This is a genomic window from Streptococcus mitis (assembly GCF_001579035.1).
Classification (GTDB): domain Bacteria; phylum Bacillota; class Bacilli; order Lactobacillales; family Streptococcaceae; genus Streptococcus; species Streptococcus mitis_J.
Genome location: NZ_KQ970291.1, coordinates 98406 through 112514, shown reverse-complemented (window position 1 = coordinate 112514; position 14109 = coordinate 98406). Strand labels below are relative to the sequence as shown.

Sequence of the window (14109 nt, the reverse complement as noted above, 5' to 3'; positions counted from 1 at the left end):
TCGTATCAATGCTATTCGAAAAGAGGCAGCAGATGAAGGTCTAGTTACTAGCTATGTTCCGATCAAATGGTCAACTGAACTAGAAAAAACAGCCTTCGTTCGGGCAGCAGAAGCTTCTGTAACTAGGCATCATAAACGTTTATCTAATAAAGATATTTGGAGTGCCTGGCCTTCAGGGAATTTTTCACTAGCCGAAAACTTAGCTTGGAACTATGATGGATTTATGACAGCTATTAATCAATGGTATGACGAAAAAGCAGATTACGTCAAATCTCGTAGTGGGGCAAGTGTATCTGGTCAAACTGGACACTACGAATCCTTAATCAATTCAGAATTGACCTATATGGGTTTGGCAGCCTTTGAAAACCCTGTCACTCAAAATGGATGGATTACCGTTGCACAAAGTTTCGGAACATCATCTGGTGGCTCTGAAGAATTAACTGGTGGTTATGGAAAGGCCATTCAATATACAGAAGCAAATTCTTCTCAGATTCAAACATTTGCGACTAAGGCGAATCTTTTTGACAAAGACTTGAAGGCAATCGGAACTCATACCAGTAAGAAAACAAAACAAGGTAAGTCTAACGGGACTAATAAACCAGGTTTCTTTTTTCAAATGCAAGATATTGGTAGGGGTATGGGTTTTTGGCGACAATCGGGCTCTCGTTGGTGGTTTATGCAACTTGATGGGTCTTACCCTTACAATCAGTGGGCAAAATTAGATAATATCTGGTATCACTTCGATAGTTCAGGCTGGATGCAAACAGGCTGGGTGAAAGATGGTAGCTGGTACTATCTCGGCGACTCAGGTGCGATGAAGACAGGTTGGCTCAAAGATAATGGTAGCTGGTACTACCTTGATAGCTCAGGTGCTATGAAAACAGGCTGGTTTACAGTTTCTGGCAAATGGTACTATGCCTATAGCTCTGGTGCACTCGCGATCAATACGACTACACCTGATGGCTACCGTGTCAATGCTGACGGTGAGTGGGTCTAGGATAAGATTATAAAAAATAGATAAAAAGAAAAGGAATACAAAAATTATGAAAAAAATCGTTTTAACTACTACAGCAGTTTTATCACTCCTAGCAACAGGAGCTACAATTTCAAGTGTCAACGCCTCAAGTGGTCCAGCACCTCAAACAAACACTCAGTCAGATAGTATTATTGCAACAGATGTGACTCTTGTAGAGAAAAGAGAAGCAAAAATTCAAAGAGCAGTTGATGATTTATCTAAACAAGCTATTAGTATAGAATTGGTTGATGAAAATTATAGTAGCAATTTTAAAAATCAATTCCCAAACTTTTTTAAAAATCTTCCAGAAGGTCAAGTACAGATTGATGGAAAACAAGTTACATTTAAGGCAACAAATTTTGGAATCTATAGTATGAACTTTGAGTCAAAAGGAGTTCGATACAAAGCGACAGTAGATGTGAGAGAAAATGTAGGTAAAGGTCTTGCTTTCTACATTTACCTAACTAAACTAGAAGTTTTATCAACTAATCAAACTTCTGGGAATACAACTACTCCAGCATCTTCCCCTACAACTCCAACACCAACAAAAACAGACCGTTGGGTTCAAGCTGGTTCTCGCTGGTGGTTCAAGCATTCCGACGGCTCTTACACAACTAACGGCTGGGAAAAAATCAATGGTGTTTGGTATCGATTTGACAACTCTGGCTGGATGCAAACTGGCTGGGTAAAAGACGGTAGTTGGTACTACCTCGACGGCTCAGGTGCGATGAAGACAGGTTGGGTCAAAGATAATGGTAGCTGGTACTATCTTCAAGACTCAGGTGCAATGAAAACTGGCTGGATGAAAGTATCTGGTAAATGGTACTATGCCTATAGCTCTGGAGCGCTCGCAATCAATACAACGACCCCTGATGGCTACCGTGTCGATTACAATGGAGAATGGGTATAATAAACAATTCAAAATTGCAAAATTAAATAAATGAGAAAATTAGTTTTAGTCAGTATCAGTGTTTTAGCTGTTCCTATTTTAACTGCTTGCCAAGTTCAGAGTGAAAACACTTCCTCAGCAAGTTCTGAAGCAATTGCTTCAAGTACTAGTTCAACTTCTTCTACATCGGAAGAAAATAAATCTGTAACAAATCCAATATCAGGAGAAACAACACCTTCACAAGAAATTAAAGGAATGGATATTACTGCAATTCAAAATGGAGATTTTTCTAGTGTCTCAGGAACTTGGAGGAATAGTACAGGTATTGAATTTACTTTCGATAAAAATGGCTTAGTAAGTGATTATTCACAGATTTCAATTGAACATGCTAAAGAAATTGACCACTATCTCAAGGCAAGTTCTGTTTCTAAAGATGGAGGTGCTGGTGCAGCTATTGCCTTTTTACCAGCAGGAATCCCTCTAACCATGTCTGTCACCTCTTCTACAGATAATGGCTATACTGACTCGTCTGACATCACACAAGACCGCTTATGGTCTGGACACCAACTCATCAATGGTAGTACTGAGGGATTTTTTTACAAGGTAGAATAGTTTTAATAGACTTACAAATTTATCAATAAGAATATCGGAAAATTTTCTGATATTCTTATTTTTTTGACTTCTTTTTCGAATAGATAAGTAAGAGGAGAAGAAAAGGAGTTTGCTTTATGTATCTACCGATTTTCTATTCATGGTATATTAAATTATTTTTCAAATAAAATTTAATTTAGTTGTACATTTTCGAAATTTTTTTCGAATAGATAAGTAAGAGGGAAAAGAAAGGAGCCTGGTTTATGTATCTACCAATTTTTTATCCGTGGTTTACTAAATTATTTTTCAAATAAATTTAATTTAGTTGTACATTTTCGAAATTTTTTTCGAATAGATAAGTAAGAGGAAAAAGGAAGGAGTTTGGTTTATGTATCTACCGATTTTCTATTCATGGTACATTAAATTATTTTTGAAATAAAATTTGATTTAGTTGTTTATTTTCGAATTCTTTTTCGAATAGATAAGTAAGAGGAAACAGAAAGGAGCCTAGTTCATGTATCTACCAATTTTTTATCCGTGGTTTACTAAATTATTTTTCAAATAAATTTAATTTAGTTGTACATTTTCGAAATTTTTTTCGAATAGATAAGTAAGAGGAAAAAAGAAAGGAATAAAATAATGAAAGAACATTATTATGGATTTGTTGAGCTAACGTCGGAAGAATTGATCGATATTCAAGGTGGAGAAAATTGGACGAAAACCCTTGTAGATTGGTACATTGGATTTCGTAGAGGTTTAGGTTTTTAGGAGGATAAGCGATGAATGAAATGAATGATAAGTATACTATTGAAGTATTAAAGGAAAGCGACTTATCCTTGCTGGTGGGTGGTAGCAAGGAAAGTTATCAACGGGGTCTAATTACAGGTCTATTGTTACGCGGTATATTTATTGGAACCCCATTTTTTAGAAGATAAGATTTAGAAAAAATAGAACAAGAGGAGAAAAAAGATGACAAATTTTGACAAAATGGAACAGAACTTTGTAGCTCTTACAGAAGAAGAGTTGATGGATGTGGATGGGGGAGCATTGCCTCTTGTAATCGCTGGAGTGTCTATTTGGAAGATAGGTGCAGCAGTAGCAGGTGGAGCAGCAGCGCTTTTTGCTGGTGGAGCAGCTTTAGGGTATTATGCGAATAGACCATAATCTGATTATAGTCAGAGAGGCATTTCTATGTTTTTAAAAAAAGAAGTGATATTATTAGGGGTATTGTTATCGCTACGTATTATTTTTACTATCGTTCAAATTTTAATTGACTATAAAATATTATCTGGACAGTATAGTATGAATTTTATGGATATTTCAGAAGTATTTACTTATCCAATACTCATTTTAATCATTTACATAGCAATAAAATATAATACAAAGGAGTAATGACGAACATGAACTTAGAACAATTTTATCAATTATCTGACGATGAATTAGTGGGAACAAAAGGTGGTTTTGGTCTTGCGGAAGCAGTTGGGATTGCAGGAGTACTGAATGCTGCTGTACAAATTTTTAATTCTGGTTACAAATTTGGTTCAGATTTTGCTCGTCGTGGGCGTTAGATAATGAACAGTCGCAACCTTAATCTTAATACATTGTTACCTAAACTAGCCACAATATGTCCTTTGTTGGGAATAACTCTTAATGTCGCGCTTCATGTGATTCGTACAGGTTCGTTGGTATCCTTTAATTGGCAATGGACTTTGGTTGGTTTGCTTTTCTCGGCATATTTTGGTATTTTTCGCAAAGATTTGTCAAAAAATAATCAAAGATATAAATGATGAATCTGAATCAAAAGGATTTTGTGTATATGAACGGTAGCGTTTTTCCGACATTCTTGTCAGGTAATTAGGAGTCTACTATGAAACAATTCTTATTAGGATTCGCTGAGGGTTATTTTACCGTATCACTCATTATCTACATCGCAACGTATTTGATTTTGAAAAATCCAATCAATACCCTATTTTATCCAGAAATTTACCCTGTTTTATTTGGACTCTTTTATCTAGGATATAAGGTCAATAAAAAGCGAGTAGAGTAAACAGTTAAGAATGACTTGTTAGTCTGCGCTGAAAATAGCTAGGCTAGAATCTCAGAATGCATCACATTGGAGTTTAATATGAAATTTATTAAATCAATACTGAAAGTTTGGCCTGAAATCATGATATTACTTAGTTCAATGTCTTATATCATCATCAGATTAGTAGCTGACATAAATAAAGTATCTTTACCTACTTGGTTTGATAATTTTAATATACCCACGATTGCATTATTTATGATGGTCTTCATTCTTTTATACAGAAGTAAAGAAAAAAAGAATAGATAAATTTGAAGTAGTAGACGCTCTATAGGGAATAGGTGTCTTATAGTAACGAATCAAAAAAAGGAGTAACTATGAATCGTAATTTAGAACGGTGTTATCTATTCTGACTATGAATAGGTTATACCAAAGGTGGCTTAGAAATAGCAGAGACATTAAAAATTGAAGTAACTTTAAATAGGATGTCGTAAAGGTTACTATCAATGATTTATTTGTCCCAAGCTTGCCTAGGGTGTCAGAAAAAAATCAATTTCCTTTCATACCATATTTTTAGTAGGTAGGACGTTTGTTCTGCCTATTTTTTGCCAAAAAGTGCAGTTGAGGTGTTTATTTGGAGTTTTACATATATTTTTGATAAAATAGTCATAGAAATTAGGAGAGTTGAAGAAAAGGAATGAAGAAGGTTTTAGGATATTTTTTAGTATTTGTTTTTCTATTTTTGATGAATATTTTCATCTTTAAGATACTAGCAACTCTGGGATTTCAGCTGACAATGAGTGAAAAGAGTTATATTGTACCACCGCTGTTTTCGATTATCGTGTTGTACATGATTGACAAAAGAATTAGGAAGAAAAAGAAATAAATATATATTTTAGGTAGGACGTTTGTTCTACTTATTTTTTATCCAAAAAGTGCATTTGGGAGGTAGATAGGCGCATTTGGGGAGGAAGTGCAGTTTTTGTTTGGGGATTGGGGTAAGATAGTTATTATCAGATGAGTATTAGGAAAAGGAGATGAATATGAAATTTGGGAAACGTCACTATCGTCCGCAGGTGGATCAGATGGACTGCGGTGTAGCTTCATTAGCCATGGTTTTTGGCTACTATGGTAGTTACTATTCTTTGGCTCACTTGCGAGAATTAGCCAAGACGACCATGGATGGGACAACGGCTTTGGGCTTGGTCAAGGTGGCAGAGGAGATTGGCTTTGAGACGCGAGCGATCAAGGCGGATATGACACTCTTTGACTTGCCAGATTTGACTTTTCCTTTTGTTGCCCATGTGCTTAAGGAAGGGAAATTGCTCCACTACTATGTGGTGACTGGGCAGGACAAGGATAGCATTCATATTGCCGATCCAGATCCTGGGGTGAAATTGACCAAACTGCCACGTGAGCGTTTTGCGGAAGAATGGACAGGAGTGACTCTTTTTATGGCACCTAGTCCAGACTACAAGCCTCATAAGGATCAAAAGAATGGTCTGCTCTCTTTTATCCCTATATTAGTGAAGCAGCGTGGCTTGATTGCCAATATTGTTTTGGCAACACTCTTGGTAACCTTGATTAACATTGTGGGTTCTTATTATCTGCAGTCTATCATTGATACCTATGTGCCAGATCAGATGCGTTCGACGTTGGGGATTATTTCTATTGGTCTGGTCATCGTCTATATTCTCCAGCAGATCTTGTCTTATGCTCAGGAGTATCTCTTACTTGTTTTGGGGCAACGCTTGTCGATTGATGTGATTTTGTCCTATATCAAGCATGTTTTTCACCTGCCTATGTCCTTTTTTGCGACACGCAGGACAGGGGAAATCGTGTCTCGTTTTACAGATGCTAACAGTATCATCGATGCACTGGCTTCAACCATTCTTTCGATTTTCCTAGATGTGTCAACGGTTGTCATTATTTCTCTTGTTTTATTTTCACAAAATACCAATCTCTTTTTCATGACCTTATTGGCACTTCCTATCTACACGGTGATTATCTTTGCTTTTATGAAGCCGTTTGAAAAGATGAATCGGGATACCATGGAAGCCAATGCGGTTCTGTCTTCTTCTATCATTGAGGACATCAACGGTATTGAGACTATCAAGTCCTTGACCAGTGAGAGTCAGCGTTACCAAAAGATTGACAAGGAATTTGTGGATTATCTGAAGAAGTCCTTTACCTATAGTCGAGCAGAGAGTCAGCAAAAGGCTCTGAAAAAAGTTGCCCATCTCTTGCTCAATGTCGGCATTCTCTGGATGGGAGCTGTTCTGGTCATGGATGGCAAGATGAGTTTGGGGCAGTTGATTACCTATAATACCTTGCTTGTTTACTTTACCAATCCTTTGGAAAATATCATCAACCTGCAAACTAAGCTTCAGACAGCGCAGGTTGCCAATAACCGTCTGAATGAGGTTTATCTGGTAGCTTCTGAGTTTGAGGAGAAGAAAACGGTTGAGGATTTGAGCTTGATGAAGGGAGAGATGACCTTCAAGCAGGTTCATTACAAGTATGGCTATGGTCGAGACGTCTTGTCGGCTATCAATTTGACTATTCCCCAAGGCTCTAAGGTGGCTTTTGTGGGAATTTCAGGGTCAGGTAAGACGACCTTGGCTAAGATGATGGTTAATTTTTACGACCCAAGTCAGGGAGAGATTAGTCTGGGTGGTGTCAATCTCAATCAGATTGATAAAAAGGCCTTGCGCCAGTATATCAACTATCTGCCTCAACAGCCCTATGTCTTTAACGGGACGATTTTGGAGAATCTTCTTTTGGGAGCCAAGGAGGGGACGACTCAAGAGGATATCTTACGGGCGGTCGAATTGGCAGAGATTCGGGAGGACATTGAGCGCATGCCACTGAATTACCAGACAGAATTGACTTCAGATGGGGCAGGGATTTCAGGTGGTCAACGGCAGAGAATCGCTCTGGCGCGTGCTCTCTTGACAGATGCGCCGGTCTTGATTTTGGATGAGGCGACCAGCAGTTTGGATATTTTGACAGAGAAGCGGATCGTAGATAATCTCATGGCTTTAGACAAGACCTTGATTTTCATCGCCCACCGCTTGACCATTGCAGAGCGGACAGAGAAGGTTGTTGTCTTGGATCAGGGCAAGATTGTTGAAGAAGGAAAGCATGCTGATTTGCTTGCACAGGGTGGCTTTTACGCCCATTTGGTGAATAGCTAGAAAGAGGAGAGGATGAAACCAGAATTTTTAGAAAGTGCGGAGTTTTATAATCGTCGTTACCATAATTTTTCCAGTCGGGTGATTGTACCCATGTCCCTTCTACTCGTGTTTTTACTTGGATTTGCAACATTTGCAGAGAAGGAGATGAGTTTGTCTACTAGAGCTACTGTCGAACCTAGTCGTATCCTTGCAAATATCCAGTCAACTAGCAACAATCGTATTCTTGTCAATCATTTGGAAGAAAATAAGCTGGTTAAAAAGGGAGAACTGTTGGTTCAATATCAAGAAGGGGCAGAGGGTGTCCAAGCGGAGGCCTATGCTAGTCAGTTGGACATGCTCAAGGATCAAAAAAAGCAATTGGAGTATTTGCAAAAAAGTCTGCAAGAAGGGGAGAACCACTTTCCAGAGGAGGATAAATTTGGCTATCAAGCCACCTTTCGCGACTACCTCAGTCAAGCAGGCAGTCTTAGGGCTAGTACATCGCAACAAAATGAGACCATCGCGTCCCAGAATGCAACAGCTAGTCAAACCCAAGCTGAAATCGGGAACCTCATCAGTCAAACAGAGGCTAAAATTCGCGATTACCAGACAGCTAAGTCAGCTATTGAAACAGGTGCTTCCTTGGCCAGTCAGAATCTAGCCTACTCTCTTTACCAGTCTTATAAGTCTCAGGGCGAGGAAAATCCGCAAGCTAAGGCTCAGGCAGTGGCGCAAGTTGAAGCGCAGCTTTCTCAGTTAGAATCTAGTCTTGCTACTTACCGTGTCCAGTATGCGGGTTCAGGTACCCAGCAAGCCTATGCGTCAGGCTTAAGCAGTCAATTGGAGTCCCTTAAATCCCAACACTTAGCAAAGGTTGGTCAGGAATTGACCCTTCTAGACCAGAAAATCTTGGAAGCAGAGTCAGGTAAGAAGGTACAGGGAAATCTTTTAGACAAGGGGAAAATTACGGCGAGTGAGGATGGGGTGCTTCATCTTAATCCTGAGACCAGTGATTCTACCATGGTTGCAGAAGGTGCCCTACTAGCCCAACTCTATCCGTCCTTGGAAAAAGAAGGGAAAGCCAAACTCACAGCTTATCTAAGTTCAAAAGATGTAGCAAGAATCAAGGTCGGTGATTCTGTTCGCTATACGACGACTCATGATGCCAAGAATCAACTTTTCCTAGATTCTACTATTACCAGCATCGATGCGACAGCTACCAAAACTGAAAAAGGGAATTTCTTTAAAATCGAGGCGGAGACTAATCTAACTTCTGAGCAGGCTGAAAAACTTCGGTACGGGGTGGAAGGTCGCCTGCAGATGATTACGGGCAAGAAAAGTTACCTACGTTATTATTTAGATCAATTTTTGAACAAAGAGTAATGTTCGTGTTTTTAGAGTTAAATAATTTTTAAACTGTGAGAAAGCTTCTTCTTGCAGTTTTTTTCTTTATGATTTTTGAAACACCTCTACTATTTATTCGTTTAAATTCTTGTAATTTTAGGTTTTTTATGGTAGAATGTGCTCAAGTAATACGAAAGGCGAACTTTAAAATGTCAAAACAATTGATCTATTCGGGAAAAGCTAAAGATATCTATACAACTGAGGATGAAAATCTTATTATTTCAACTTACAAGGACCAGGCGACTGCTTTCAATGGTGTCAAGAAGGAGCAGATTGCGGGCAAGGGAGTATTGAATAATCAGATTTCATCTTTTATTTTTGAGAAATTAAATGCGGCTGGTGTGGCGACTCACTTTGTGGAGAAGCTTTCAGACACGGAACAACTCAATAAAAAGGTTAAGATTATTCCTTTGGAAGTCGTGCTCCGAAACTACACGGCTGGTTCCTTTTCAAAACGTTTTGGTGTAGACGAAGGAATCGCATTTGAGACTCCGATTGTCGAATTTTACTATAAAAATGATGATTTGGATGATCCATTCATCAATGATGAGCATGTGAAATTCCTACAGATTGCGGATTACCAGCAAATCGCTTACTTGAAGGAAGAAACTCGTCGAATCAATGAACTTTTGAAGGTCTGGTTTGCTGAGATTGGGCTTAAGTTGATTGACTTTAAGCTAGAGTTCGGTTTTGACAAGGATGGTAAGATTATCTTAGCAGATGAATTTTCACCAGATAACTGCCGTTTGTGGGATGCGGATGGCAACCACATGGATAAGGATGTTTTCCGTAGAGGATTGGGAGAACTAACAGATGTTTACGAGATCGTCTGGGAGAAGTTGCAAGGTTTGAAATAATCTGTTTGCAACGGAAAACCTTCGTCTCTCAAATAAAAGGACTCAGGCTGAAAAGGTCCCCCAGACCTTTTCACTCCGTAGAGGATTGGGAGAACTAACCGACGTTTACGAAATTGTTTGGGAAAAGTTGCAGGGGTTGAAATAGCAACCTCAAGGTCGTTGGAACATTGTAAGAGCTGAAATAAAGGAATAAGAATTGATGGATAAACGTATTTTTGTTGAAAAAAAGGCTGATTTTCAGGTCAAGTCAGAGAGTTTGGTGAGAGAACTCCAGCACAACTTGGGACTTTCAAGCTTGAAAAGTATTCGCATCGTGCAAGTGTATGATGTATTTGACTTGGCAGAGGACCTGTTTGCACCTGCAGAGAAACACATCTTCTCTGAGCAGGTGACAGACCATGTTTTGGACGAAGCGGCTGTGCAGGCGGATCTTGCCAACTATGCTTTCTTTGCTATTGAAAGCCTGCCAGGGCAGTTTGACCAGCGTGCAGCTTCTTCGCAAGAAGCCTTGCTTTTGTTGGGAAGTTCGAGTGATGTGACGGTCAATACAGCTCAACTTTACTTGGTCAATAAAGATATTGATGCGACTGAGTTGGAAGCGGTCAAGAACTATCTGCTCAACCCAGTTGATTCTCGTTTCAAGGATATTACGGCAGGGATTGCCAAGCAGGAATTTTCTGAGTCAGACAAGACCATTCCTAAATTGGCTTTCTTTGAAAACTATACAGCAGAAGACTTTGCTCGCTACAAGGCCGAGCAAGGGATGGCTATGGAAGTGGATGATTTGCTCTTTATCCAAGACTACTTTAAGTCAATCGGGCGCGTGCCAACTGAGACTGAACTCAAGGTTTTGGATACTTACTGGTCTGACCACTGCCGTCACACGACGTTTGAGACTGAGTTGAAGCAGATTGATTTCTCAGCTTCTAAATTCAAAAAGCAATTGCAGGCGACCTATGACAAGTATATTGCTATGCGTGATGAGTTGGGGCGTTCTGAAAAACCGCAAACCTTGATGGATATGGCAACTATTTTCGGTCGTTATGAGCGTGCTAATGGACGTTTGGATGATATGGAAGTGTCTGACGAAATCAATGCTTGCTCAGTAGAAATCGAAGTGGATGTTGATGGTGTGAAAGAGCCATGGCTCCTAATGTTCAAGAATGAAACTCACAACCATCCAACGGAAATTGAGCCATTTGGTGGTGCTGCTACCTGTATCGGTGGTGCTATTCGTGACCCATTATCAGGTCGCTCATATGTTTACCAAGCCATGCGTATCTCGGGTGCTGGAGATATTACTGCACCGATTTCGGAAACGCGTGCTGGGAAATTGCCACAACAAGTCATTTCTAAAACAGCTGCTCATGGTTATTCTTCATATGGTAACCAGATTGGGCTTGCAACAACCTACGTTCGTGAATACTTCCACCCAGGTTTCGTTGCTAAGCGTATGGAGCTTGGTGCTGTTGTCGGAGCGGCTCCTAAGGGCAATGTGGTCCGTGAAAAACCGGAAGCGGGAGATGTGATTATCCTCCTTGGAGGTAAGACTGGACGTGATGGTGTCGGTGGTGCGACAGGTTCTTCTAAGGTTCAAACAGTTGAGTCTGTGGAAACTGCTGGAGCTGAGGTTCAAAAAGGGAATGCCATCGAAGAACGCAAGATTCAACGCCTTTTCCGTAATGGCGATGTGACTCGTCTTATCAAAAAATCAAATGATTTTGGCGCTGGTGGTGTTTGTGTAGCTATCGGTGAATTAGCAGACGGTCTTGAAATCGACCTCAACAAGGTGCCTCTTAAATACCAAGGCTTGAACGGTACAGAAATTGCCATCTCTGAATCTCAAGAACGGATGGCAGTCGTGGTTCGTCCTGAGGATGTAGATGCCTTCGTTGCAGAATGTAATAAAGAAAATATTGACGCTGTTGTGGTGGCGACAGTGACGGAAAAACCAAATCTAGTTATGCACTGGAATGGCGAAACGATTGTAGACTTGGAACGCCGTTTCCTTGACACCAATGGTGTACGAGTGGTTGTCGATGTCAAGGTTGTAGACAAGGACGTCAAGCTCCCAGAAGAGCGTACAACAAGCGCTGACACACTGGAAGCAGATACCCTTGCGGTTCTATCTGACCTCAACCATGCGAGTCAAAAAGGCTTGCAGACCATCTTTGATTGCTCTGTTGGACGCTCTACGGTTAATCACCCACTTGGTGGTCGCTATCAACTCACACCAACTGAGGCATCTGTACAGAAATTACCAGTTCAACACGGTGTGACTCGTACTGCGTCAGTCATGGCTCAAGGATTCAACCCATATGTAGCTGAATGGTCTCCATACCACGGTGCTGCTTATGCGGTTATTGAAGCAACTGCTCGTTTGGTGGCTGCTGGTGCAAACTGGTCTAAGGCTCGTTTCTCTTACCAAGAGTATTTCGAGCGCATGGATAAGCAAGCTGAGCGTTTTGGTCAGCCGGTAGCAGCGCTTCTAGGTTCTATCGAAGCACAGATTCAACTTGGTTTGCCTTCTATCGGTGGTAAGGACTCCATGTCTGGTACTTTTGAAGAATTGACCGTACCGCCAACCTTGGTTGCTTTTGGGGTGACAACAGCGGATAGCCGTAAGGTGCTTTCGCCTGAATTCAAGACTGCTGGTGAAAACATCTACTACATCCCAGGTCAAGCCCTCTCTGCAGAGATTGATTTTGACTTGATTAAGTCTAATTTTGCTCAGTTTGAAGCCCTTCAAAAGGCTCACAAAGTAACATCTGCATCGGCTGTCAAATACGGCGGTGTGGTTGAAAGTTTGGCTCTTGCTACCTTTGGAAATCATATCGGTGCAGAGGTGATCTTGTCTGAACTTAAAACAGCTTTGACAGCTCAATTAGGCGGATTTGTCTTCACATCGCCTGAAGAAATTGCTGGAGTAGAGAAGATTGGACAAACAAAAGCAGACTTTACACTAACTGTCAATGGTGTGAAGCTAGATGGACAGAAACTTGATAGTGCCTTCCAAGGAAAACTGGAAGAAGTTTATCCAACAGAGTTTGCCCAAGCCAAAGAACTAGCAGAAGTTCCAGCTGTGGCATCAGATGTTGTGATTAAAGCCAAAGAAAAGGTTGAAAAACCGGTGGTCTACATCCCAGTCTTCCCGGGCACCAACTCGGAATATGACTCAGCTAAGGCCTTTGAAAAAGAAGGTGCAGAGGTTAACTTGGTGCCATTCGTGACACTCAATGAAGAAGCCATTGTCAAGTCGGTTGAAACCATGGTTGACAACATCGGCAAGGCTAACATTCTCTTCTTTGCAGGTGGATTCTCAGCTGCGGACGAACCAGATGGTTCAGCTAAGTTTATCGTCAACATCCTGCTTAATGAAAAAGTCCGTGTGGCTATTGATAGCTTTATCGCCCGTGGTGGCTTGATTATCGGTATCTGTAATGGATTCCAGGCCTTGGTCAAATCAGGTCTTCTTCCATACGGGAACTTCGAAGAGGCCAGCAGTACTAGCCCAACCCTCTTCTACAATGATGCCAACCAACACGTGGCCAAGATGGTGGAAACTCGCATTGCCAATACCAACTCACCATGGTTGGCTGGGGTGCAAGTGGGCGATATCCACGCTATTCCTGTTTCACACGGTGAAGGGAAGTTTGTCGTGACAGCTGAGGAATTTGCGGAACTCCGTGACAATGGACAAATTTTCAGCCAATACGTGGACTTTGACGGAAAACCAAGTATGGATTCTAAGTACAATCCGAATGGTTCTGTCCATGCCATAGAAGGAATTACCAGCAAGAACGGCCAAATCATCGGTAAGATGGGCCACTCAGAACGTTATGAAGAAGGTCTTTTCCAAAATATTCCAGGAAATAAAGACCAGCACCTCTTCGCGTCAGCGGTTAAATACTTTACTGGAAAATAAGACTTGCAGATGTTTTAATAGATAGTATCAGTAATGTAAAAGTCATGTAGATTTAGCTCTTGGTGCTACACAAATAAAAATTAGGTATAAAAAATGACATACGAAGTAAAATCTCTTAATGAAGAATGTGGTGTTTTCGGTATCTGGGGACATCCAGATGCTGCTAAATTGACCTATTTTGGTCTCCACAGTCTTCAGCACCGTGGTCAGGAGGGGGCAGGAATCCTCT

The 14109-nt window shown here is 40.6% G+C and carries 17 protein-coding genes; all 17 read left to right on the top strand.

Annotated features, from left to right (window positions below):
• The coding region (locus SMIDD26_RS09600; RefSeq protein WP_246747020.1) for a CAP domain-containing protein at positions 1-997 on the top strand (997 nt) is incomplete at its 5' end.
• A 46-nt stretch (positions 998-1043) separates the two neighbouring features.
• Positions 1044-1925, top strand: a complete 882-nt coding sequence (locus SMIDD26_RS09595; RefSeq protein WP_061439958.1) for an N-acetylmuramoyl-L-alanine amidase family protein — start codon at positions 1044-1046, stop codon at positions 1923-1925.
• Positions 1926-1955: 30 nt separating this feature from the next.
• Complete coding sequence (locus SMIDD26_RS09590) at positions 1956-2516, top strand: DUF6287 domain-containing protein (RefSeq protein WP_134990278.1); 561 nt, start codon at positions 1956-1958, stop codon at positions 2514-2516.
• A 618-nt stretch (positions 2517-3134) separates the two neighbouring features.
• Positions 3135-3263: a smi_0059.1 family bacteriocin-like peptide gene (locus tag SMIDD26_RS09585; protein WP_061439957.1), complete on the top strand. Its 129-nt coding sequence runs from the start codon at positions 3135-3137 to the stop codon at positions 3261-3263.
• Positions 3264-3274: 11 nt separating this feature from the next.
• Positions 3275-3430: a hypothetical protein gene (locus SMIDD26_RS11950; RefSeq protein ID WP_167747511.1), complete on the top strand. Its 156-nt coding sequence runs from the start codon at positions 3275-3277 to the stop codon at positions 3428-3430.
• A 34-nt stretch (positions 3431-3464) separates the two neighbouring features.
• The gene (locus SMIDD26_RS09580) at positions 3465-3659 is read left to right on the top strand and encodes a class IIb bacteriocin, lactobin A/cerein 7B family (RefSeq protein WP_000180815.1); all 195 of its coding nucleotides are present in this window, start codon (positions 3465-3467) and stop codon (positions 3657-3659) included.
• Positions 3660-3686: 27 nt separating this feature from the next.
• Positions 3687-3887 (top strand): hypothetical protein, encoded by a 201-nt coding sequence (locus tag SMIDD26_RS09575; protein WP_061439956.1) that lies wholly within the window; start codon positions 3687-3689, stop codon positions 3885-3887.
• A gap of 8 nt (positions 3888-3895) precedes the next feature.
• Positions 3896-4063: a bacteriocin gene (locus tag SMIDD26_RS09570; protein WP_134990277.1), complete on the top strand. Its 168-nt coding sequence runs from the start codon at positions 3896-3898 to the stop codon at positions 4061-4063.
• A gap of 3 nt (positions 4064-4066) precedes the next feature.
• Positions 4067-4282: a bacteriocin immunity protein gene (locus tag SMIDD26_RS13335; RefSeq protein WP_134990276.1), complete on the top strand. Its 216-nt coding sequence runs from the start codon at positions 4067-4069 to the stop codon at positions 4280-4282.
• An 80-nt stretch (positions 4283-4362) separates the two neighbouring features.
• Positions 4363-4542: a hypothetical protein gene (locus SMIDD26_RS09565; RefSeq protein ID WP_061439954.1), complete on the top strand. Its 180-nt coding sequence runs from the start codon at positions 4363-4365 to the stop codon at positions 4540-4542.
• 78 nt (positions 4543-4620) lie between these two features.
• The gene (locus SMIDD26_RS09560) at positions 4621-4827 is read left to right on the top strand and encodes a hypothetical protein (RefSeq protein ID WP_061439953.1); all 207 of its coding nucleotides are present in this window, start codon (positions 4621-4623) and stop codon (positions 4825-4827) included.
• Between the two features lie 388 nt (positions 4828-5215).
• On the top strand, positions 5216-5404 hold the full coding sequence (locus SMIDD26_RS13330; RefSeq protein WP_000756559.1) for a hypothetical protein: 189 nt from the start codon (positions 5216-5218) through the stop codon (positions 5402-5404).
• A gap of 157 nt (positions 5405-5561) precedes the next feature.
• A complete protein-coding gene (gene comA / locus SMIDD26_RS09550; RefSeq protein WP_061439952.1) occupies positions 5562-7715 on the top strand; it encodes a peptide cleavage/export ABC transporter ComA in 2154 nt (717 codons plus the stop codon).
• Positions 7716-7727: 12 nt separating this feature from the next.
• Positions 7728-9077, top strand: a complete 1350-nt coding sequence (gene comB / locus SMIDD26_RS09545; RefSeq protein ID WP_061439951.1) for a competence pheromone export protein ComB — start codon at positions 7728-7730, stop codon at positions 9075-9077.
• 170 nt (positions 9078-9247) lie between these two features.
• Positions 9248-9955 (top strand): phosphoribosylaminoimidazolesuccinocarboxamide synthase, encoded by a 708-nt coding sequence (gene purC, locus SMIDD26_RS09540; protein WP_061439950.1) that lies wholly within the window; start codon positions 9248-9250, stop codon positions 9953-9955.
• A gap of 1 nt (position 9956) precedes the next feature.
• The gene (locus tag SMIDD26_RS13630) at positions 9957-10100 is read left to right on the top strand and encodes a phosphoribosylaminoimidazolesuccinocarboxamide synthase (protein ID WP_134990285.1); all 144 of its coding nucleotides are present in this window, start codon (positions 9957-9959) and stop codon (positions 10098-10100) included.
• Positions 10101-10154: 54 nt separating this feature from the next.
• Entirely contained in the window at positions 10155-13880 is a 3726-nt protein-coding gene (locus tag SMIDD26_RS09535) for a phosphoribosylformylglycinamidine synthase (protein ID WP_061439949.1), read from the top strand.
• Positions 13881-14109: the final 229 nt, after the last annotated feature.

Excerpts from the sequence above, each read along its gene's own strand:
- SMIDD26_RS09595 (WP_061439958.1), top strand. The coding sequence starts at position 1,044 with ATGAAAAAAATCGTTTTAACTACTACAGCAGTTTTATCACTCCTAGCA.
- SMIDD26_RS09590 (WP_134990278.1), top strand. The coding sequence starts at position 1,956 with ATGAGAAAATTAGTTTTAGTCAGTATCAGTGTTTTAGCTGTTCCTATT.
- SMIDD26_RS09585 (WP_061439957.1), top strand. The coding sequence starts at position 3,135 with ATGAAAGAACATTATTATGGATTTGTTGAGCTAACGTCGGAAGAATTG.
- SMIDD26_RS11950 (WP_167747511.1), top strand. The coding sequence starts at position 3,275 with ATGAATGAAATGAATGATAAGTATACTATTGAAGTATTAAAGGAAAGC.
- SMIDD26_RS09580 (WP_000180815.1), top strand. The coding sequence starts at position 3,465 with ATGACAAATTTTGACAAAATGGAACAGAACTTTGTAGCTCTTACAGAA.
- SMIDD26_RS09575 (WP_061439956.1), top strand. The coding sequence starts at position 3,687 with ATGTTTTTAAAAAAAGAAGTGATATTATTAGGGGTATTGTTATCGCTA.
- SMIDD26_RS09570 (WP_134990277.1), top strand. The coding sequence starts at position 3,896 with ATGAACTTAGAACAATTTTATCAATTATCTGACGATGAATTAGTGGGA.
- SMIDD26_RS13335 (WP_134990276.1), top strand. The coding sequence starts at position 4,067 with ATGAACAGTCGCAACCTTAATCTTAATACATTGTTACCTAAACTAGCC.
- SMIDD26_RS09565 (WP_061439954.1), top strand. The coding sequence starts at position 4,363 with ATGAAACAATTCTTATTAGGATTCGCTGAGGGTTATTTTACCGTATCA.
- SMIDD26_RS09560 (WP_061439953.1), top strand. The coding sequence starts at position 4,621 with ATGAAATTTATTAAATCAATACTGAAAGTTTGGCCTGAAATCATGATA.
- SMIDD26_RS13330 (WP_000756559.1), top strand. The coding sequence starts at position 5,216 with ATGAAGAAGGTTTTAGGATATTTTTTAGTATTTGTTTTTCTATTTTTG.
- comA (WP_061439952.1), top strand. The coding sequence starts at position 5,562 with ATGAAATTTGGGAAACGTCACTATCGTCCGCAGGTGGATCAGATGGAC.
- comB (WP_061439951.1), top strand. The coding sequence starts at position 7,728 with ATGAAACCAGAATTTTTAGAAAGTGCGGAGTTTTATAATCGTCGTTAC.
- purC (WP_061439950.1), top strand. The coding sequence starts at position 9,248 with ATGTCAAAACAATTGATCTATTCGGGAAAAGCTAAAGATATCTATACA.
- SMIDD26_RS09535 (WP_061439949.1), top strand. The coding sequence starts at position 10,155 with ATGGATAAACGTATTTTTGTTGAAAAAAAGGCTGATTTTCAGGTCAAG.